The 20,211-nt window shown below is 42.4% G+C and carries 16 protein-coding genes; 15 read left to right on the top strand and 1 reads right to left on the bottom strand.

Annotated features, from left to right (window positions below):
• Positions 1-2: 2 nt before the first annotated feature.
• The 5 genes from KS242_RS10050 (at position 3) to spo0A (ending at position 5,509) form a co-directional block, all read left to right on the top strand.
• Positions 3-863, top strand: coding sequence for a TlyA family RNA methyltransferase (locus tag KS242_RS10050; RefSeq protein ID WP_217321242.1), 861 nt, complete (start codon positions 3-5; stop codon positions 861-863).
• Positions 856-1,305 carry a transcriptional regulator AhrC/ArgR gene (ahrC, locus tag KS242_RS10045; RefSeq protein WP_097041361.1) on the top strand — a complete coding sequence of 150 codons (450 nt, stop codon included), beginning with the start codon at positions 856-858 and terminating at the stop codon, positions 1,303-1,305. Before KS242_RS10050 ends, ahrC begins: the two co-directional genes overlap by 8 nt.
• Before the next feature lie 24 nt (positions 1,306-1,329).
• A complete protein-coding gene (gene recN, locus KS242_RS10040) occupies positions 1,330-3,054 on the top strand; it encodes a DNA repair protein RecN (RefSeq protein ID WP_217321241.1) in 1,725 nt (574 codons plus the stop codon).
• Between the two features lie 155 nt (positions 3,055-3,209).
• A complete protein-coding gene (gene spoIVB / locus KS242_RS10035) occupies positions 3,210-4,475 on the top strand; it encodes a SpoIVB peptidase (protein WP_217321240.1) in 1,266 nt (421 codons plus the stop codon).
• A 242-nt stretch (positions 4,476-4,717) separates the two neighbouring features.
• Positions 4,718-5,509 carry a sporulation transcription factor Spo0A gene (gene spo0A, locus KS242_RS10030; RefSeq protein WP_217321239.1) on the top strand — a complete coding sequence of 264 codons (792 nt, stop codon included), beginning with the start codon at positions 4,718-4,720 and terminating at the stop codon, positions 5,507-5,509.
• Between the two features lie 720 nt (positions 5,510-6,229).
• Here spo0A and KS242_RS10025 read toward each other — a convergent pair.
• Positions 6,230-6,868, bottom strand: coding sequence for a DUF1349 domain-containing protein (locus tag KS242_RS10025; RefSeq protein ID WP_217321238.1), 639 nt, complete (start codon positions 6,866-6,868; stop codon positions 6,230-6,232).
• 391 nt (positions 6,869-7,259) lie between these two features.
• On the opposite strand from KS242_RS10025, the gene KS242_RS10020 reads away from it, so the two are divergent.
• The 10 genes from KS242_RS10020 (at position 7,260) to KS242_RS09975 (ending at position 20,117) form a co-directional block, all read left to right on the top strand.
• The gene (locus tag KS242_RS10020; protein WP_217321237.1) at positions 7,260-8,192 is read left to right on the top strand and encodes a DMT family transporter; all 933 of its coding nucleotides are present in this window, start codon (positions 7,260-7,262) and stop codon (positions 8,190-8,192) included.
• Between the two features lie 256 nt (positions 8,193-8,448).
• A complete protein-coding gene (locus KS242_RS10015; RefSeq protein WP_217321236.1) occupies positions 8,449-9,744 on the top strand; it encodes an MFS transporter in 1,296 nt (431 codons plus the stop codon).
• Positions 9,745-9,872: 128 nt separating this feature from the next.
• Positions 9,873-11,939, top strand: coding sequence for a bifunctional aldolase/short-chain dehydrogenase (locus tag KS242_RS10010; RefSeq protein WP_217321235.1), 2,067 nt, complete (start codon positions 9,873-9,875; stop codon positions 11,937-11,939).
• A 12-nt stretch (positions 11,940-11,951) separates the two neighbouring features.
• Positions 11,952-13,385, top strand: coding sequence for a rhamnulokinase (rhaB, locus tag KS242_RS10005; protein ID WP_217321234.1), 1,434 nt, complete (start codon positions 11,952-11,954; stop codon positions 13,383-13,385).
• Positions 13,369-13,683: an L-rhamnose mutarotase gene (gene rhaM / locus KS242_RS10000; protein ID WP_217321233.1), complete on the top strand. Its 315-nt coding sequence runs from the start codon at positions 13,369-13,371 to the stop codon at positions 13,681-13,683. The genes rhaB and rhaM overlap by 17 nt, the downstream gene beginning before the upstream one ends.
• A 12-nt stretch (positions 13,684-13,695) precedes the next feature.
• Positions 13,696-14,949 carry an L-rhamnose isomerase gene (gene rhaA, locus KS242_RS09995; protein ID WP_217321232.1) on the top strand — a complete coding sequence of 418 codons (1,254 nt, stop codon included), beginning with the start codon at positions 13,696-13,698 and terminating at the stop codon, positions 14,947-14,949.
• Positions 14,950-15,002: 53 nt separating this feature from the next.
• Complete coding sequence (locus KS242_RS09990; RefSeq protein WP_217321231.1) at positions 15,003-15,764, top strand: DeoR/GlpR family DNA-binding transcription regulator; 762 nt, start codon at positions 15,003-15,005, stop codon at positions 15,762-15,764.
• A gap of 46 nt (positions 15,765-15,810) precedes the next feature.
• On the top strand, positions 15,811-16,830 hold the full coding sequence (locus tag KS242_RS09985) for an autoinducer 2 ABC transporter substrate-binding protein (RefSeq protein WP_217321230.1): 1,020 nt from the start codon (positions 15,811-15,813) through the stop codon (positions 16,828-16,830).
• Positions 16,820-18,571, top strand: coding sequence for a sensor histidine kinase (locus KS242_RS09980; protein WP_217321229.1), 1,752 nt, complete (start codon positions 16,820-16,822; stop codon positions 18,569-18,571). Before KS242_RS09985 ends, KS242_RS09980 begins: the two co-directional genes overlap by 11 nt.
• 16 nt (positions 18,572-18,587) lie before the next feature.
• Positions 18,588-20,117: a response regulator transcription factor gene (locus KS242_RS09975; RefSeq protein WP_217321228.1), complete on the top strand. Its 1,530-nt coding sequence runs from the start codon at positions 18,588-18,590 to the stop codon at positions 20,115-20,117.
• Positions 20,118-20,211: the final 94 nt, after the last annotated feature.

Genomic DNA, 20,211 nt, shown 5'->3' with positions numbered 1-20,211 from the left:
GAATGGCAAAAGTGAGATTGGATGTACTCCTCGTTGAGAGAGGACTTATTGAAACAAGAGAAAAAGCAAAACGAACGATTATGGCCGGACTCGTTTATTCCGGTCAAGTTCGTCTTGATAAACCTGGCGTGAAAGTGGATGATACGGCGGAGCTGACTGTTAAGGGCAAAGTTATTCCTTACGTTGGCCGAGGCGGATTGAAGCTGGAGAAAGCATTAGATTATTTCGGTATTAATGTGGAAGACCGGACGATGGTTGACATTGGATCGTCTACAGGTGGGTTTACAGATTGTGCTTTACAGCGAGGTGCTGCGCGCAGTTATGCAATAGATGTCGGCTACAACCAGCTTGATTGGAAACTCCGAAATGATCCGCGAGTTGTCGTAATGGAACGGACGAACTTTCGTTATGTAACACCTGATATGCTGACAGAAGGGCTTCCGAACTTTGCTTCAATAGATGTTTCATTTATTTCGTTGCGATTAATTTTGCCTGCGTTAAAAGAAATTCTTGCTCCTGGAAGTGATATCGTGGCGCTGATTAAACCTCAATTTGAGGCTGGACGTGACCAAGTAGGACGAAAAGGAATCGTGCGGGATCGCAATGTTCATTTGGACGTATTGGAAGATACATTGAAATTTAGTGAATCGCTTGGATTTCAGTATAAAGATCTAACCTTTTCGCCAATAACTGGAGGAGACGGGAATATCGAATTCCTTGTCCACTTGTCATGGCATAACGGGGATGCTGCCAGTCATTATCCTGACTCACATGCAATTAAAGCAGTCGTCGATGATGCGCATCAGCAATTGTCTGCAAGAAAGGGCGCATCTGAAGAAACGATGGAGGAAGACAATGAGTAAAATTCAACGGCATATTAAAATTCGCGAATTAATTACAAATTATGATATCGAAACACAAGATGATCTAGTTGACCAATTGAAAGATTTGGGATTCAATGTAACGCAAGCTACCGTTTCTCGAGACATTAAAGAACTGCACCTCGTGAAGGTGCCAACATTTGAGGGGGCCTATAAATACAGCCTCCCAGCTGACAATCGCTTTAATCCGCTGGAGAAATTAAAACGACTTATTATGGACGCGTTTGTCAGTATTGATACGACGAGCCATTTTATAGTGTTAAAAACGCTTCCCGGTAACGGTAACGCGCTTGCTGTATTATTGGATAATCTTGATTGGGAAGAGATTCTTGGTACAATCAGCGGTGACGATACAATTTTGATTATCTGTCGTACCGAAGATGATACGGAATTTGTAAAAGATAAACTGCTGGCCATGTTGTAATTGGAAGTGAAATGAGGGGATACAATGCTTACAGAGCTTTCCATTAAGGATTTTGCGATTATTGATCACATCCGAATCCATTTTAAGGAAGGACTTACAGTGCTGACTGGGGAAACCGGAGCAGGTAAGTCTATTGTCATTGATGCCGTTCAGCTGTTAAGCGGCGGTAGAGGTTCCGTTGAGTTTATCCGTCATGGTCAGAAGAAAGCCGAACTGGAAGGTCTTTTTATTATTGATTCCGAGAACCATCCCATTTATGCTGTAGGCGCTCAATTTGGTGTCGACATTGATGATGGAATGATTGTGCTGGAAAGAACCATGACTGCGAGTGGAAAAAGTATTTGCCGTGTAAATGGCAAGCTTGTGACGTTGGCAATTTTGCGTGAGTTTGGAAAATCATTAATCGATATTCATACCCAGCATGAAACGCAGTCACTAATGGATGCTGACAGACATATTGAATTGCTTGATTTATACAATGCTGAGGCAATTGGCAAAGCGAAGGAAGCGTATTCGCTTCAATTCAAAGAACTTCAAAAATTGAAAAAACGTTTTAAAGAATGGAATACAAATGAACAGGAAATGGCACAGCGTCAAGACTTGCTTCAGTTTCAATACAATGAATTGAAAGAGGCTGCGCTTCAGCCTGGTGAAGACGATCAGCTTACTGAAGAGCGGACAAAACTGATGAATTATGAACGCATCTATCAAGCACTCCATGATTCGTATAATGCACTCTACGGCGAACAAAAGGGATTAGATTGGGTAGGACACGCTTTAGCAAGCTTAGAATCAGCAAGCGCCTATGATGAAGAGATTCAGAAGCATCATCAGTCAGTTAGTGAGCAGTATTATATGCTCGAGGACTTAACATTCCAACTGAGCAGTCAGCTCGACAGTTTGTCTTACAACCCAGAGCGATTGAACGAGATTGAAATGCGATTGAATGAAATTAACCGATTGAAGAAGAAGTACGGTTCTTCCGTAGAGGAGATTTTAGAATACGCATCTCGTATTGAAGAAGAAATTGATCAAATTCAAAATCGTGATTCACATGTGCATCAGCTGGAGCAGCAGATTACCGAGATGAGTGAGGATGCCTTGCTTGAAGCAAAGCAGCTGCATGACTTGCGTGTGCAAGCAGCTTCGCAATTAACGGAGGCAATTCATGAAGAGCTAAAGGATTTGTATCTTGAAAAAGCACGCTTTCATGTACATGTAAAGATGAAATCAGGCTCAGCCGGTGATCCGGAAATGGACGGCAAACCTGTTCAATTGACGGCGGATGGTTTTGACTCAATTGTCTTCCACATATCCACTAACCCTGGAGAACCTCTAAAAGAACTGCACAAAGTCGCCTCGGGCGGAGAATTATCGCGAATCATGCTTGCGCTGAAGCGAATTTTCTCTCGCCATCAAGGTGTAACAAGTGTCATTTTTGATGAAGTTGACACTGGTGTAAGCGGAAGAGTCGCACAAGCAATTGGCGAGAAGATATACGGCATTTCTGTCGGTTCTCAAGTGCTTTGTATTACGCATTTGCCGCAAGTGGCTTCTATGGCTGATTCTCATTTGCTAATTGAAAAGCATGTAGAAAATAATAGTACGCATACATCTGTAACAGAACTCGTACAGGATGCGGCTGTTGAGGAAATCAGCAGAATGATGACAGGAACGGTACTGACAGAGAAAACAAAAGAACATGCGAAAGAACTGATTACGCTAGCCGGTCAATTCAAACATTCCTAATCCTGCCCAAAAAGGGCAGGATTTTGCTTTTATATAGGAAAAGATAGCCGCTATTTCTCATGTTTTCTGGGTTTAAAAAGCGCTTGTGAAACTCAAACTAGAAGTACATATAAAGCATGAACTGCTGTGGGGTTGGACTTCTAGGAGATGAGAAAATGAAGAAAAGGATAGCAGCTTTACGCATCGCCATTGGTCTCTGTCTGCTGGCAGTACTAGTGGCAGCGCCATTGACAGCACCAGTACAGTCATTTTTGAGTATACCAAACACAATGACGTTGTTTTCAACGAACGATCCAGCCGATGCGCTTCCTGCATTTGGGGATGGCGAAGCTGTAAAAGCAATCGATCAAGAAGCCTTTCGCGGGCAATCAGCTGATAAGCAAGAACTTATTTACACGGTAGGAAGCATACCAGTCAAAAAAGTCTCCGTTGATGTACTTCCCGACCTTCGCATTGTTCCGGGCGGCCATTCTGTTGGCGTAAAGCTTCATACATTAGGTGTTCTTGTTGTCGGGCATCATCAGGTCCGTACAACGGAAGCGACCGTATCGCCAGGAGAAGAAGCAGCTATTTACACGGGTGATGTATTGTTGGAGATTAACAATCAAGAAATACGCAAAATGGAAGAAGTTGCACCGCTGATTGAGCAAGCAGGAAAAGATAAGAAGTATGTTCGTATCAAAGTAAAACGCGGCAACGAAACAATGACAACAAAGTTGCGTCCAGCACTGGATGCAAAAGACAAGCAGTATCGAATGGGTCTTTATATCCGAGATTCAGCAGCTGGAATCGGTACAATGACGTTTTATGATCCAGTATCGAAAAACTATGGGGCATTAGGGCATGTCATTTCGGATATGGATACACAAAAGCCGATTGAGATTCATGATGGCACTATCGTTCGCTCGAATGTGACAAGTATTCAAAAAGGAAACAACGGTCAACCAGGTGAGAAGCTCGCCGAATTCAGCATGAACCGCAATCATATTGGAAGCATCACGAAAAATAGTCCCTTTGGTATTTTTGGCAAATTAGAAAGTGATATGCGTAAAACGGAAGAAACAAAAGCATTGCCAATTGCATTAAGCAATGAAGTGAAAAAAGGACCGGCAGTTATCCGAACAGTGTTAGAAGGAGAAAAGATTGAGGAATTTGATGTAGAAATCGTCAACAGTGTTCCACAAGATCATCCAGCAACTAAAGGAATGATCATTAAAGTGACAGATAAAAGGCTGCTGGCTAAGACAGGCGGTATCGTCCAGGGGATGAGCGGAAGTCCGATTATTCAAGATGGTAAGTTAATTGGTGCCGTAACACATGTTTTTGTGAATGACTCCACCTCTGGTTATGGTGTGCACATCGAATGGATGCTGCAGGAAGCAGGTATCGATATTTACAAATCAGATAAAAAAGCTGGCTAAAAAAAGACATTTCCTATTCGATAACGAATGGGAGTGTCTTTTTCTTTTTCAAGTCATACGTTATAATGAAAAGACAAGAAACATCTGTTCGGAAGATTCCGCGTCATATGCTGTCGAATGGTGGGCAAAAGTTCATGCTATGGAAATAAAAGCGAGGTTTTTTTCAATTTGGCAGGAATTGACCTTGATATGTCGAAACTGTAACGTGGAATCATAAGGGATATTAAGGGAGGAAGCAGGTAATGGAAAAGATAAAAGCAGTTTTGGTCGATGACAATCGAGAACTTGTGCAGCTTATGGAGGAATACTTTGAAGACCAATCCGATATAGAGGTAATTGGTACAGCTTATAATGGAAAAGATTGTTTAGATATGCTGGAAGATCTCCAGCCGGATGTTGTCGTACTTGATATCATCATGCCGCATGTCGATGGTTTGGCAGTTCTTCGCACATTACGAGAAAGAACGTCAGCTCCAATGCCGCATGTGATTATGCTGACAGCTTTCGGACAGGAAGAAGTAACGAAAAAAGCAGTCGATCTTGGTGCTGCTTACTTCATACTAAAACCGTTTGATTTGGAGAACTTAGCAGCGCAAATTCGCCAAGTCAGCGGACATGGCAGCAGTTACGAATCATCGTCTAATCCAATTCGTGTTACAAGAGAGAAAAAACACAAAAAACCGAATTTGGAAGCAAGCATTACGAATATTATCCATGAAATTGGCGTTCCTGCTCATATTAAAGGCTATATGTATTTGCGTGAAGCAATCACAATGGTCTACAATGATATCGACCTGCTTGGATCCATCACAAAAGTGTTATATCCGGATATCGCCAAAACATATAACACAACTGCTTCCCGTGTGGAAAGGGCCATTCGCCATGCAATTGAAGTAGCCTGGAACCGCGGTAACATGGATTCCATCTCCTCCCTTTTCGGATATACTGTCAGCGTTTCAAAAGCGAAACCGACAAATTCAGAGTTTATCGCAATGGTAGCAGACCGTCTGCGGCTTGAGCATCGCGCCAGTTGATACTGAATAAAATGATTCTTAAGATTCATTAGCGCAAATAAGCTGATAAACGGTTATCGGAAATTATAAAATACTAATGAGAAATATACGCGCGTCCTTATTTATCGGGTCAGTCCGGTAAGAAGGGCGTTTTTGTTTTGAGCATTAAATAGTGGGAAGGCATGTGAATGTAGATTGTTGTGATAGGCCTCTTTGCAATTGCCATGACGAGAATACAGCGAGGGATCATGTAACAGATTGTTTTATTTAATCCGGAATAGAAAAGTATTCCTCGCCATTTCGAACACGCCTTTCAGCACAGCAAAACAAACCACAAAAGCTACTGATTTTGGTAAGAAAGTTAGTGAAACGACGTATACATTCTTCAACACAACGTCAATGCGCTTTTCAATTATTTAAACAGGTAAAGAAATACCTTACGAAGGAAGAGAAAAGGTAGTTATGAGGGTTACTCATCGAAACTGGGTAGTCCTTCATGCAAATGTAAATGTAAATGTGTATTGCGGGAGTATGGATTTATCCTTTGACTTAGAATTTTAAACTTTTTATAAAGCTGATTGGATTTAATTAGTTAGAGGGGATATGTACGGTATTAGTTGGAAACTCTCGCAGCTGTACACGGCATTTAGTAGCACATCGGATCCTAGCGGAAGTGATTAATCAATTCAAATACATTAACAGCTGAAAACGAAAAAAGCTGCCTTTTGGCAGCAAGTTGGATTATAAATAAGCTTCATTTGGATCAGAAGAAAGTTCAGTTATTGTTAGAAAATCAAAGCGTACAGATTGGTCCTTGCCCTGGGGACTGCATGCAAACAATCCGGCTGAAATGGAAGCATCATCAGGAATGTCCAAATGAGCGATACGCATTTGCATCCATTCCTCGCCATCCCAGGAAAAATCAATATAACAATTCTGAGCAATTCGGGATATCTGGAAGTATAACTCAATATCTTTATCTTTTACATATTGTGTGGACCAATCCGAGTAGCCTTGATTTGTAACCACAGCGCCCAATTTACTTATATTACTTGTTATATATTCTAAAGAAGTTTTAACCCATACATCCTTTGAATAACGAATCATTAATCCAGCATGGTCATACTTTGAATTTGGTAATGCTTTCACCTTAGTGATCATTCGAAAATTCTTATCTGTATTCATATACAGAAAATGCCCATTATCATTTTCAAAGCCATAATGTGTTTTTTGCCAGAAATCAGTTTTGGAATCGGTTTTTAGAATTAATTGAGAAGTCTGCTTATCAATAAACCAATGATGAGGCTCAAAACGCCATTGCAGTACATGATTCAATTTTTCATTTCTAAATTGTTCTTCTAAAAGTACCTGATTTGTCATCTTTATCCCCCCGGTTTCTATAGATAAATCTCATTATACGTTTTCTTCCATACACCAAGAATAGGGACATATACTTCTTTTATGGCTAAATATAAGGATCAAGAATAGTTCTGGCGGAATCGTTAGCGCGTTAAAATAGCATACCATGTTAAAATAAACCGACAAAGAGATTTATTTCTGGCATAATAGTAAAAGGAAAGGTATGAACGCTTCTGTTTATCGATTGCTGATAAAGAGAGGCGTTTTTATCTTAAGGGAAAAGCAGCAGGTGAAAAGTAACTGGCTAGAGAGGAAGATACATACGAAAGATATATGGTACAACGCACTATCGCCTCCGTAACTTTATCAATAAGCGGATAAAAAAAGATAAAATATTAGGGAGTTCTTATTTATGATTGCTGCGTTATTAGGTGTATTAATTGGTTCAGGTTTGTCATTTCAAACAGCTGTAAATGCACAGCTGCGTAAGTTTGTTATTAGCCCATATTTAGCTTCGATGATTTCTTTTACAATAGGGGCAGTTTTCTTATTTGTTACTACATTGGTTTCTGGTGCACCGCTCGGAATTTCATGGGAGCTTATTTCTAATCAGCCAATCTGGATTTGGCTTGGCGGAATGCTTGGTGTTATTTTTCTTACGGTTAACATTTTGTTGTTTCCGAAGCTGGGTAGTGTTCAAACAGCGATTATGCCGATACTCGGGCAAATCATTATGGGGATGCTCATCGATAACTTTGGATGGTTTTCTTCCATGAAAGTTCCGTTTGATGTTAATCGCGTCTTCGGAATTGCTTTATTATTAGTTGGCGTATTCCTGGCAATTGCCATTCAGGAAGTAAGATCACGCAAAGAAGTTAAGAACAACCGTAATCTTATGCAATGGGTATGGCGACTTATTGGTGTAATTTCAGGTATGCTGGCGTCAACACAAGTAGCAATTAACGGCCAGCTTGGAGTAGTGTTAGATTCATCTGTTCAAGCAGCGTTTATATCGTTCTTTGTGGGAGCAGTAACGCTGATTATAGTAGTTGCTGTGAAAGAGCGCTCTTTTGCAGGAGTAAAAACGCCTATTAAACAGAAAGCACCTTGGATGGTATGGATTGGCGGACTAATAGGTGCGGTATATGTCTTAGTAAACGTTTATTTAGTCGGACAGATAGGAACCGGCCAAACGGTTATCTTAGTTTTATTCGGTCAGATAGCCGGAAGCTTGTTTATTCAGCGTTTTGGTTTGATCAACTCACCGAAAATGCGAATTGATTGGATACAGATTGTCGGGTTGGTGCTGATTTTAAGTGGAGTAATCTTAATCAAATTGTTTTAAGTTGAACCCATGTGTGTTCCTTATGAAAGTAGTATAGAAAGGCAGGCTTGCATTCTCATGTAGATGATGCAAGCCTTTTTGTTTATCATAATATAGTTATGTTAACCTGAGGGGATGGCTTTTAGGATCACTTTTTTTCTAAAACAAAAATAATTAAATATAAATAAACACAAATAAAATAAAATGGTGTATAATCCAAAACATAAAGCGAAAATGAAAGCGCTTTATGTTGTATGAACACAGAGGAGGGTGAACAATGTCGGAAAAGCAGGGGAGTTTAAAGGCTACTATCACAGTAGCGATGTCTAACTATCTGGAAGCGGGTTCGATCGTAGCAGGTGCTGGTGGTTTGACTTTGTGGATGGAGTATTTGAATTTGAATGATGCAAAGCTAGGTTTGCTTGGTGCATTGAGTGCCAATGGTTTTGGTTCAGCAATCGGTGCATTTCTGGGCGGTATTTTAGTGGACAAGTTTGGGAGGAAATTTATTTATAAATATGATTTGCTCGTGTACATGCTTGGTATACTGCTCATCACATTTTCATTCAGTTTCCCAATGCTTCTAGTAGGTTATGTTGTTACCGGAATTGCTGTCGGGGCAGCTATCCCAGCGGCATGGACTTATATTGCGGAAGAAGCACCAAAAGGCGAGAGAGCCGCTCGCGTTGGCTGGGGGCAATTAGCTTGGTCAATTGGACCGGCAATTACTTTATTTTTATCCGTAATGCTAGCGCCATTAGGTCTGCTTGGCAGTCGAATTATTTTTGCGCAGCTCTTTGTTGTTGCTTTAATTACTTGGATTTTGCAGCAGCAAATAGGCGAATCAAAAATTTGGACTGAAGAAAAAGAGAAAGAAAAAAGCCGTAAAGTTGTTGGATCACAAGATGTATCTTGGAAGCAATTATTTACCATAAAAGCAAATCTCAAGGCGCTTATGCTGCTTGTTGGTATCTATGTTTTCTGGAACCTTGTAGCAGGTGTAATGGGTTATTTTATGCCGTATATTTACGAAACAGTGGGTGGTTTATCTGCCTCGCAGGCGAACTTACTACAAGGGTTCCTATGGACACTAACAGTTGCCGGAACTTACTTCGTCTTCATAAAGCTTGGTGACCGTGTAAATCGGAAACTGTTATACGGAATAGGTGCAGCTATGGGGATTGCAGCCTGGCTGGTACTTACTTTTGGTGGTATGGGAATGTTCGAGTTATTTACATTCGTCGTTTTATGGGGTATTGCTGCCGGATTTGGCGCACAGGCATTTTATGGCTTATGGGCTGGTGAACTGTTTCATACACGTTACCGGGCCAAAGCGCAAGGATTCATATTTGCTCTAGCGAGAGTGGCAGTTGGTTTGATATCGCTAGTTGTTCCGCTAATGATTAGTTCGTTTGGTTTCCAGGCAGCGGGTATGGTCATGATTGGTTTCTTGCTGATCGCAGCAGTCATAGGATTGATCATGGCACCAGAGACAAGAGGAAAGTCATTAGAACAAATTCAAGAAGAACGATACGGAAGTATACCGGAGAACAGAAAACAAGCAAAAAATTAACTAAACAAAAATAAACAAAAAAATATAAAGAAAAACACACAAAACTACATTTGTTTCGTGTATAATGAAATCAGTTATTGAAAGCGCTTAATAAATAGCGTACATTCTTAGAAAGAGGAGTGTTAAAATTGGTACAAAACAAGTGGGATGACAAAAAAGCGGATTTGCAAGAAGGTTTGGGAGAACTTGTGTATCGTTCTAATTTAATTGGAAGCGATCGCTCGGTTTGTAACTGGGGCGGCGGCAACACCTCCATGAAGACGACAGTAGAAGATTTCCGTGGACGGCCTGTAGAAGTTATGTATGTAAAAGGCAGCGGTTCTGATTTGGCAACGATGGGAGCGCATAATTTTACGGGTCTTCGAATGGAAGATATACGTCCGTTAATCGAAAGAGATGAAATGCCAGACGAAGAAATGGTTGCATACCTGACAAACTGTATGATTGATGCGAGTCATCCTCGTGCCTCCATTGAAACGCTGCTGCACGCTTTTCTTCCTTTTAAACATGTTGATCATACGCATCCCGATAGCATTATCAGCATTTGCTGTGCAGATAACGGGCAAGCCATTGCCAAAGAAATATTCGGAGACCGCTATGTCTGGGTTCCTTATATCCGTCCTGGTTTCACGCTATCTAAAATGATTGCAGAAGCAGTCGCAGCGAATCCGCAAGCCGAGTTAGTTCTAATGGAGAAACACGGCTTAGTCGTATGGGGTGACACTGCTAAGGAAAGTTATGATCGAACAATTGCTGTGATTAGTAAAGCAGAAGCATATATTAAAGAAAAACAATCTACTTCCGCACCATTCGGCGGCGAGAAAGTTGCTAGTCTGGATAAAGATGCTCGTCACACATTAATTACGAAGGTTATGCCAATCATCAGAGGGGCTGTTAGTGAAGAGAAAAAAATGATTTTAAGCTTTGATGATAGGGACGATATTTTGGAATTTGTAAACAGTGAGCAAGCAGAGCAGCTGAGTCAGGTAGGTGCTGCATGTCCGGATCATCTTGTACATACGAAGCGCACGCCATTATACGTGCCATTTGATCCAGCTTCTGATAGTGCAGAGGATTTGCAGCGTATGGTCCAAGCTGGCATCCAAGCTTTTGCAGAAGATTACAAGGATTATTTCCAGCGCAACGCATCTGAAGGTGATGTTATGTTCGAACCAGTACCAAGAGTCGTCCTTATTCCTGGCGTCGGAATGATTACTACTGGTAAGGACAAAAAGGCGGCAAATATCAGCTCTGCTTTGTACCATCGTGCTGTTGCGGTGATGAAAGGAGCTACTGCACTAGGGGCGTTTGTATCTCTATCTGAATCGGAGTCATTCTCCGTAGAATATTGGCCGCTAGAGTTGTATAAGCTGTCTTTGGCTCCGGCTGAAGCTAGATTCAGCCGTACTGTCGTTCTTGTTACTGGCGGGGCAGGCGGCATTGGAAGCGAGACGCTGCGTGTATTCTTGGAAGACGGTGCTCATGCTGTCGTGACCGATATCAATATCGAAGGCGCAGAAAAAGTTGCGACTGAGCTGAACGAGAAGTATGGCGAAGGCCGCGCTGTTGCAGTCAAAATGGATGTAACCTCAGAAGAAGCAATTGCTGAAGCGTTTGAGACTGCTGTTAGACAGTATGGCGGCGTTGATCATATTGTAAACAACGCAGGTTTGGCAACTAGCAGTCCGTTTGATGAAACAACATTGAAAGAATGGCAGCTTAATATGGATGTGTTGGGTACAGGTTATTTCCTCGTTGCCCGTGAAGCATTCCGATTAATGAAACAGCAGGGAATTGGCGGAAGCATGGTGTTTGTTGGTTCGAAAAACTCAGTTTATGCCGGTAAAAATGCAGCTGCATACAGCTCAGTGAAAGCAATGGAAATGCACTTGGCCAGATGCATTGCTGCTGAAGGTGGCAGTTATGGTATCCGTGTGAACGGCGTCTTGCCTGATGCGGTGCTGCAAGGTTCCGCAATTTGGGGCTCAAAATGGCGGGAAGAACGCGCGGCAGCTTACAACATTGAACCAGATGAGCTGGAAGAGCATTATCGAAAACGAACAACATTGGGTGTAAACATTTATCCAAGAGATATTGCCGAATCAATTGCTTTCTTTGCCTCAGATGCTGCTCTTAAAACAACAGGCTGCATGATCACAGTAGACGGCGGCGTACCGGCTGCCTTTACAAGATAAGGGGGATATCATATGCATATAGCGGTTGATATCGGTGCATCAAGCGGTCGTCTTGTAACAGGTGAACTGAAAGAAGGGAAGCTTGTTATACAGGAGATTCATCGTTTTGCAAATGGCTATCAGAAACAAGGAGAATTTAACTGCTGGGATATTGACCATTTGGAGGAACAGATTCTTAGCGGTTTGCAAAAGGCCAAACGGCAAGGTATTACTGCTTGTACGTTAGGAATAGATACATGGGCAGTTGATTATGTACTGATCGGGAAGGATGGTGAGCGGTTGCGAGATGTGATCGCTTACCGGGATTCCCGGACAGATGGCATAATGGAACAGGTATGGGAAGCGATGTCGAAGAACGAAATCTATCGTAAAACAGGCATTCAATTCCAGCCTTTCAACAGTCTTTACCAGCTTGCTTCAGAAGAAAAGGAAATTATAAGTCAGACGGACAAGATACTGCTTGTTCCTGATTATTTGAACTACCGACTGACAGGAAAGAAGCTAATGGAAGCAACAAATGCTTCTACCATGCAGCTTCTGAATCCGCTTAATCGGACTCTTGATGAAGAGCTTCTAAATCTGGCAGGTGTTCATACCAGTCAGTTTGCAGAACTGGTTGAACCAGGCACTGTGATTGGCAGCATACGTGAAAAGCTGCGAGATGCCTATGACTTGCCAGAGTGTAAGGTCATTGCAGTAGGTTCACATGATACGGCATCAGCCATTGCCGGTGTGCCTGCAAGCGGTGAGAATTGGGCTTATTTGAGCAGTGGTACATGGTCACTGCTTGGCACAGAGCGCAAGCAGCCGATACTGGATGACAGCAGCCTGGAGTTAAATTTCACGAATGAGTGGGGTGTTGACCAAACATACCGCTATTTAAAAAATATTATTGGTATGTGGATAATCCAGGAGATTAGAAGATTATATCCAGTAGATTATAATTACGCTGAAATAGTGGAAGAGGCGATAAAGGCCGATTTAAAGCAACCGCCGACCGTTCATTTGAATGATGTCCGCTTTCTGAAGCCGGATAATATGATTGAAGAACTGCAGGATTATTGCCGGGGAACAGAACAGTACGTGCCGAAAACGATTGGAGAGCTGAGTTTTACAGTCTTTCATAATTTGGCAGTCATCTACAGCGAAGCATTAATCGAATTGCAAGAGCTTACAGAAGAAAAACTGCAGACACTTCACATAGTAGGCGGCGGAGCACAAAACCAAATCCTGAATCAGCTGACCGCTGACTACAGCGGTTTACAAGTAATAGCAGGACCTACAGAAGCAACCGCGCTTGGTAACCTGATTGTACAGATGATAGCAGCGGGTGAGCTTGCTTCCTTGGATGCCGGAAGACAGCTAATAGAGTCGTCCTTCCCACTGCGAACCTTCTCACCAGCTGGTGCAGAGAAAGGAAGTGCAGTTTATGATTCGAAAAGCTAGTGTTATGTACGTGTATCGCGATAAATTCGAGGAGTACAAGAAGCGTCACGATCAGCTTTGGCCGGAGATGGAGCAAGTGCTAAAGGAACATGGTGTGAGCAATTATGGTATCTTCCTGCACGAACCTACGGCAATGTTATTTGCTTACTTAGAAGCTGAATCAGAGGAATTACACGCGCAAATTGCTGAAACAGAAGTATGTCAGCGCTGGTGGGTGTATATGCAGGATATCATGCAGACGAATCCGGATCATAGTCCAGTTAGCGAATCGTTAAAAGAAGTATTTCATTTAGCTTAAGGAGGAATAACAATGACAGTAATAAAAGCGTATGAAATGGCGAAATCGATGTACGAGACACTTGGAGTAGACGTAGAAGCAGCACTGGAAAAATTGAAAACGGTACCACTTAGTATTCACTGCTGGCAAGGTGATGATATCGGCGGGTTTGAAGTGCAGCAGAACGAACTATCAGGCGGCATTGATGTGACTGGTAATTATCCTGGAAAAGCAACAACACCAGAAGAGCTGCGTTCCGACTTGGAAATGGCGCTGCGTTTGATTCCGGGGAAACATCGAATTAATTTGCATGCTATTTATGCCGAAACGGATGGTCAGCATGTTGAACGTAATGAAATAAAGCCCGAGCATTTCCGTAATTGGGTTGAATGGGCGAAACAGCATGACCTTGGACTTGACTTTAATCCTACTATTTTTTCCCATTTAAAAGCAGCTGATGGACTGACACTTGCACATCCAGATGAGGAAATTCGCCAATTCTGGATTGAACATTGCATTGCCGCACGCAGAATTGGAGAGTACTTCGGTAAGGAACTTGGCACACCAAGTCTGACAAATATTTGGATTCCGGATGGTTATAAGGACGTTCCGAGTGACCGATTAACGCCGCGAAAAAGGCTGAAGAATTCGCTTGATCAAGTATTCGCAGTAGAAATTGATGAAAAGTACAACATAGATGCTTTGGAAAGCAAACTTTTTGGAATTGGTTCCGAGTCTTATGTAGTGGGCTCACATGAATTTTACATGGGTTACGCTTTGACACGCGGCAAATATCTGCTCATGGACACAGGTCATTATCACCCGACAGAAATGGTGTCGAATAAAATTAGCGGCATGCAAGTTTTTACAGACAAAATTGCACTGCACGTATCCCGCCCCGTACGCTGGGATAGTGATCATGTTGTCACGTTTGATGACGAGCTAAAAGAAATTGCAAACGAGCTTGTCCGCAATGATGCATTAGATACAATCCGAATTGGTTTTGATTTCTTTGATGCCAGTATCAACCGAGTGGCGGCTTGGGTAATCGGTACCCGCAATATGCAGAAAGCGTTGCTTTATGCATTATTAACACCGCACGCGGAGCTGAAAGACTATCAAGAAAAAGGCCAGTTTACAGAAAGATTGATGTTAATGGAAGAATTGAAGAGTTATCCATTTGGTGCCATCTGGGATTATTTCTGCCAGGAGATGCAAGTTCCGCGCGGCACGGCTTGGCTGCAGCATGTTCAAGAGTACGAAAGAAGCGAATTGGCACGCCGGTAACACGGAAGATTATGCTACACTATAATCAAAACGTGGCAAAGGCAGGAAAAGGTATGTTAGTTGCAGAAAGACAAAGGAAGATTGTGGATGTTGTAAATGAACGGGCCAGTGTTCGAGTGTCCGAGCTGAGTACGCTCTTTCATGTGACCGAAGAAACGATCCGGCGCGACTTGGAGAAGCTGGAGAAGGAACAGCTGCTTCATCGTAGTCACGGCGGAGCTGTTCGGATCGAAGAAGGTGCATCCGAGATTGCGCACGAAGCGCGGGAAGTCATGCACATGGATGCGAAACAGGCAATTGCGAAGGCTGCTGTTGCGGAAATCCAAACAGGCGAACGTATTATTCTTGATGCCAGTACGACAGCGTGGTACATGGCCAAGGAATTGCCAAACATGCCGCTAACGATTATCACCAATAGTATTAAGGTTGCGATTGCCTGCAGTACAAAGGACCAAATTCGTGTTATCTCACTTGGCGGTCAGCTGCTAGCGAAATCGTTATCATTCGTCGGTCCGCTAGCCGAAAGATCACTGACAACGTATTACGTTGATAAAACCTTCCTTTCTTGTAAAAGCGTGCATGTGGAGCATGGTTTGAGTGACTCCAATGAACAACAAGCGATTATCAAGAAACAAATGATCGACATAGCCGGTCAAACTATTTTGCTTGCTGATTCTAGTAAATTCGGTAAGCGTGCGTTCGCAACCATCACCGAGCTAAATCGAATACAGAAGGTATACACCGATACAAGCATAGATGGTGATACAAAAACGTATTTGGAAAAACAAAATATAGAGTTCCAAGCAGTGAACTAATCAATTGACCCCGCAGGATTACTGCGGGGTTGCTAAGGATGGTTTTATGCGCAAGTTACTTCTAATCTTGTTATTCTTGTTGATTTTTGTAAGCGCTTGCAATAAAAGTAGTGTCCTTTATGTCCAAAATACTGCATCTTCTGACAAGCAAATTGAACCTAAAGAGCAAATTGATATTGCGATTGTCCCGAAAGTAATGGAAATACCGTACTTTCAAGCTGTACAAGAGGGGGTAGCAGAGGCAGCAAAATACACTGGAGCAACTGTACATTTTGAGGGTCCGGCAACAGCAAATGCAGCACAGCAAGAAAAAATTGTTCATCGCTTTATCAGCCAAAAAGTAGATGTACTAGCTGTAAGTGTTATTGACCCAGACCGTCTAACGCCAGTTCTTGAAGAAGCTAAAAAGCAAGGCATAACGGTCCTGACATGGGATGCAGATGCGCACCCAGAAGCTAGAGACTATTTTATAAACATGGTAGATGCAGAAATGCTAGGACAGCACTTACTGGATAGTTTAGTAAAACAAATCGGCGAAAAGGGGGAGTATGTCATCCTGTCTGGGTCTGCATCATCGTTGAATCAAGAAGAATGGCTGCATTGGATCAAGCAGCATAATCGCACTTATTATCCGAATTTAGAACTTCGCGAAGTAGCCTATACAGATGACAATCCCGTCACAGCTTATCAAGAAGCAAAACGAGTTATCACGACTTATCCAGAACTGAAAGGCATAATCGGCATTGCCTCGCTTGGCCCGCCAGCAGCGGCATCTGTTTTGAAAGAAGAAGGATTAACAGACGCTATTACTGTTGTAGGTTTGGCCTCACCACGTGACATGAATACGCATTTAAAGGAAGGCAATGCGCGTACTGTTACATTATGGAGCCCAAAGAAATTAGGGTACTTGACGGTTATGGTTGCAAAACTTTTACGTGATGGAACCGTTATGGACGATGGGATGCTGATTGATGGGGTCGGGAGAATACAGGTGAATGGAGATCAAATCATTATGGATGAGCCAATTGATTTCACGGTAGAAAATGTGGATCAATATGAATTTTAAACAGATATTCCGTCATTTACCTTTAATGCAAAAGCTGCTGTTCTCTTACACATTGCTGACAATTATCCCAGTTTCCCTGTTAGGCTTCTTTATTTACGCGGCTTATATGAATGCGGCGGAAGAGCAAATCGGCGCATTAGTACCGCAAATGCTCGAACAGGCAAGTCAGCAAATCGATCGTAATGTACAAGATGTCACCATAATGCCGGAAAGGCTATATCAATCACAGCAGACGATTGAGATATTGCGTGCGGATGCATTTCAATCACACGCAGAGTCAATGCAGCAGCAATATGAAATGGAACGCTATTTGTCTAATAGCTTCCTTCACTCCAGCACATCCGATTTACTTGGTGTATTTGTTTTTTCTAAAAATCGGATATTTGCCGCAACAACGGAGGATTATCGCGGTTTTTCTAAAACCGAAGCTGCTGTTTACGGACAAAGCTTGGAGCTGGAAAAAGGCAGCATCCTCTTGCTTCCGCATGAAACGAACCTCGTATTCAACAACGGTGCTGACTATTTATTAATTGGCGTACCACTTCAAGACCGCGACAATCAAACCTATCTTGGGACCATGTTTCTAGCATTAGACGTTTCGTTTGTGGATCGTATTACAGCATCCATGAAAGACCATCGTGCTGCTCGTATTATGCTTGTAGACAAGATGTCAGGAAGACTTGCTTATGATTCTAGCGGCAGGGACAATGAATCAGTCGATCTTAATGCTTATCCGATTGAAAATGGCAGTTTTCTGCAAGACGGGAAGCTTATCGGCATTACACCAGCGATACAGCAGACATATGCATTGGTATATGAAGTGCCGACAGAGATACTATTTGCCAAACAGCAGCATACACGTACGATATCCATTGTTTTATTTCTTGTATTTATTTGCTTTAGTCTCTTTTTCTATAGTCTTGCTGCCTATAATGTTTCCCAACCAATCAAACAGTTGATGCAAAATATGCGCAGCGTGCAGCAAGGTGAGTTTCAAAGAATACTGCCGGTAACGAAGCAGGATGAAGTCGGCAGGCTGACAGAAAGCTATAACATAATGATCGAAGAGATACGAGATCTTATTCAAAAAAACTATATGATTAAATTAAAACAGCAGGAGGCTGAACTATATGCGCTCCAGACACAAATCAATCCGCATTTTATTTTTAATACATTAGAAACAATTAATTACGCGGTAGAAGCAGGAGAGCAGGAGGAAGTGATGCGCATCATTACAACCCTCGGCAGAATGCTGCGCTATTCCTTGGATAATGGTGTTAAATTTGTATCGCTTGCCGAGGAAATTGGACACGTCAAAGACTTTCTCTCTATCCAGCAATTTCGCTTTTTTGACAGACTTACTTGGTCGACAGATTATCCCAACGAAGCAGGGAGCTTACAAGTACCAAAATTCATCCTTCAGCCTATTGTAGAGAACAGCATTAAATATGGCCTTGAAGTCCAAACTTCCATTCATATTGGCATCAAGATTCAGCAGATTGAAGGCTTACTTGTACTGACAATTAAGGATGACGGACCAGGATTTGATCCGGTCGTAAGAGAAAAACTGGAGAAAGAGCTAGCATTAGAGCCCGGCATCACTTCCAAATCAGCACATTATGGTTTAAGCAATGTTGCAAATAGAATTAAAATGCTGTATGGGGCTGACTATGGTATATCGTTGGAAAATAATCGTCATGGAGCGACTGTATTACTTTATTTACCGTTTCAACAAGTTTGAGATTGGGGGGATCTTGATGGAAGATTTACGGGTGATCATTGTGGAAGATGAATACCGTATTCGGCAAGGACTGGAGCGTCTGATTGCCAGCCATCCGCATTGTACGGTAAGCGGGGTATATAGCAACGGACAAGAAGCAATGGATAGCTGGAAACATACGAAAGCAGCGGATGTAGTCCTAACGGATATAAAAATGCCTGTGATGGATGGTTTAACATTGATTCAATCTCTCAAATCAGCAGGTTATACAGGTGATTATCTTGTGTTGAGCGGATTTGATGACTTTGATTATGTCCAACAGGCGCTGCGGAATAAAGTAAGTGACTATTTGCTAAAACCTATCGATCGGGAGCAGCTGCAAAAACGTCTGCTGGAATTGTATGAAAAGAAGCAAGAAAAACGAAAGCAGCTCGTAACCGAGAAGCAAAAGCAGGAACAGCTGCATTTGCTGCGGGCGCTTACGGGCGAAAGCAGTCTTGCAGATCAGCAGTGGACCGAGATGTTTCCGGAAGGTATGTATTTCACTTGTCAGCTGCATGTGCTGGACTTTTATCAGCAAAAATCCAAGCGTGATCCCGTCCGATTCCATCAAGAGCTGAGCAATGTTATTCGCTTACTAGAAGCGGAATTGTCCGCGCACTGGTCAGAACAAGATTTTTGGTGGTGGTGGGATCAGGAACGAAGCTTCGGACTGCTTGTTCACAGTGATAATCCAAATTTGTCTCCCCAATTTGAAGGAATCGCAAAGACACTATCACATCGAACATTTTTTCAGTTGATCGTTTCCTCTGGACAAGCGCTGCAGGAATTGGAGCTGCTGCCTGCTGCTTTGGAAACAGAGCACATCGAGATGAAGCTTCGCCCCAAATTAGCGGAAATCACAAGCATTGAATCATACAGTCAAAGCGTGCAAGATAATTTAAGTACCATGCGCTTTGCTTTCAAACAACTGTTATTTGATAAGCTGGATAGTGCTTTGACAGAATTACGAAAAGAGCTCTCTTCATTGCAGCAAATGGAACGGACGGCAGCGCTGCTTCAAACAACTGGCATTGAGATGCTGCATGATGTCAGCAGACGTCTGCCAGTTACAGAGGTAAATAACATGCTGCAACGTTTAGGCAAACTCACCGGCCGATCACTTCCCGAGATAGAGTTCGTGCAGGCATTTGAAAGCTGGACGAAAACGTTGGCCGGTTTGTGCATACAGTCTCACAAGCAGTCGGACCAAACAGCAGTGGAACGGGCCAAAGGATTCATACAGGATCATTTGCAGGATAGTATAACAATTGAACAAGTAGCTGGGCATGTGTATATGAATCCAACTTATTTTTGTGCTTATTTTAAAAGGCATACGAATGAAACGGTGCTGCACTATGTAACAAATCAACGGCTGGAACTTGCTAAGCAGCTGTTGGAAAATACCGAGGCAAAAGTGGTAGAGGTCGCGGAAGCTGTTGGCTATCAAGATCAGAAATACTTTACAAAACTATTCAAGAAACATACTGGTTTTGCTCCATCCGAATACAGACGTACACGTCGTTAGCTCAAGCAGCAGAAGAATGGATACCATAACAGAAAGACGTCCCCTTTTCGAAGCGGGACTTTTTTCATACTCTCTATGTAAGCGCTTTATTGAT

It is taken from the genome of Terribacillus sp. DMT04 (assembly GCF_019056395.1).
In the GTDB taxonomy this organism is placed as follows: Bacteria; Bacillota; Bacilli; order Bacillales; family Amphibacillaceae; genus Terribacillus; species Terribacillus aidingensis_A.
Note: the sequence above shows the minus strand (reverse complement) of the source record. Positions and strands in the feature narration are given on the sequence as shown.

Coding starts and splice junctions, on each gene's coding strand:
- KS242_RS10015 (WP_217321236.1), top strand. CDS start 8,449: ATGTCGGAAAAGCAGGGGAGTTTAAAGGCTACTATCACAGTAGCGATG.
- KS242_RS09975 (WP_217321228.1), top strand. CDS start 18,588: ATGGAAGATTTACGGGTGATCATTGTGGAAGATGAATACCGTATTCGG.
- rhaM (WP_217321233.1), top strand. CDS start 13,369: ATGATTCGAAAAGCTAGTGTTATGTACGTGTATCGCGATAAATTCGAG.
- rhaA (WP_217321232.1), top strand. CDS start 13,696: ATGACAGTAATAAAAGCGTATGAAATGGCGAAATCGATGTACGAGACA.
- ahrC (WP_097041361.1), top strand. CDS start 856: ATGAGTAAAATTCAACGGCATATTAAAATTCGCGAATTAATTACAAAT.
- spo0A (WP_217321239.1), top strand. CDS start 4,718: ATGGAAAAGATAAAAGCAGTTTTGGTCGATGACAATCGAGAACTTGTG.
- KS242_RS10020 (WP_217321237.1), top strand. CDS start 7,260: ATGATTGCTGCGTTATTAGGTGTATTAATTGGTTCAGGTTTGTCATTT.
- spoIVB (WP_217321240.1), top strand. CDS start 3,210: ATGAAGAAAAGGATAGCAGCTTTACGCATCGCCATTGGTCTCTGTCTG.
- KS242_RS09990 (WP_217321231.1), top strand. CDS start 15,003: ATGTTAGTTGCAGAAAGACAAAGGAAGATTGTGGATGTTGTAAATGAA.
- KS242_RS09980 (WP_217321229.1), top strand. CDS start 16,820: ATGAATTTTAAACAGATATTCCGTCATTTACCTTTAATGCAAAAGCTG.
- recN (WP_217321241.1), top strand. CDS start 1,330: ATGCTTACAGAGCTTTCCATTAAGGATTTTGCGATTATTGATCACATC.
- KS242_RS10025 (WP_217321238.1), bottom strand. CDS start 6,868: ATGACAAATCAGGTACTTTTAGAAGAACAATTTAGAAATGAAAAATTG.
- KS242_RS09985 (WP_217321230.1), top strand. CDS start 15,811: ATGCGCAAGTTACTTCTAATCTTGTTATTCTTGTTGATTTTTGTAAGC.
- KS242_RS10050 (WP_217321242.1), top strand. CDS start 3: ATGGCAAAAGTGAGATTGGATGTACTCCTCGTTGAGAGAGGACTTATT.
- rhaB (WP_217321234.1), top strand. CDS start 11,952: ATGCATATAGCGGTTGATATCGGTGCATCAAGCGGTCGTCTTGTAACA.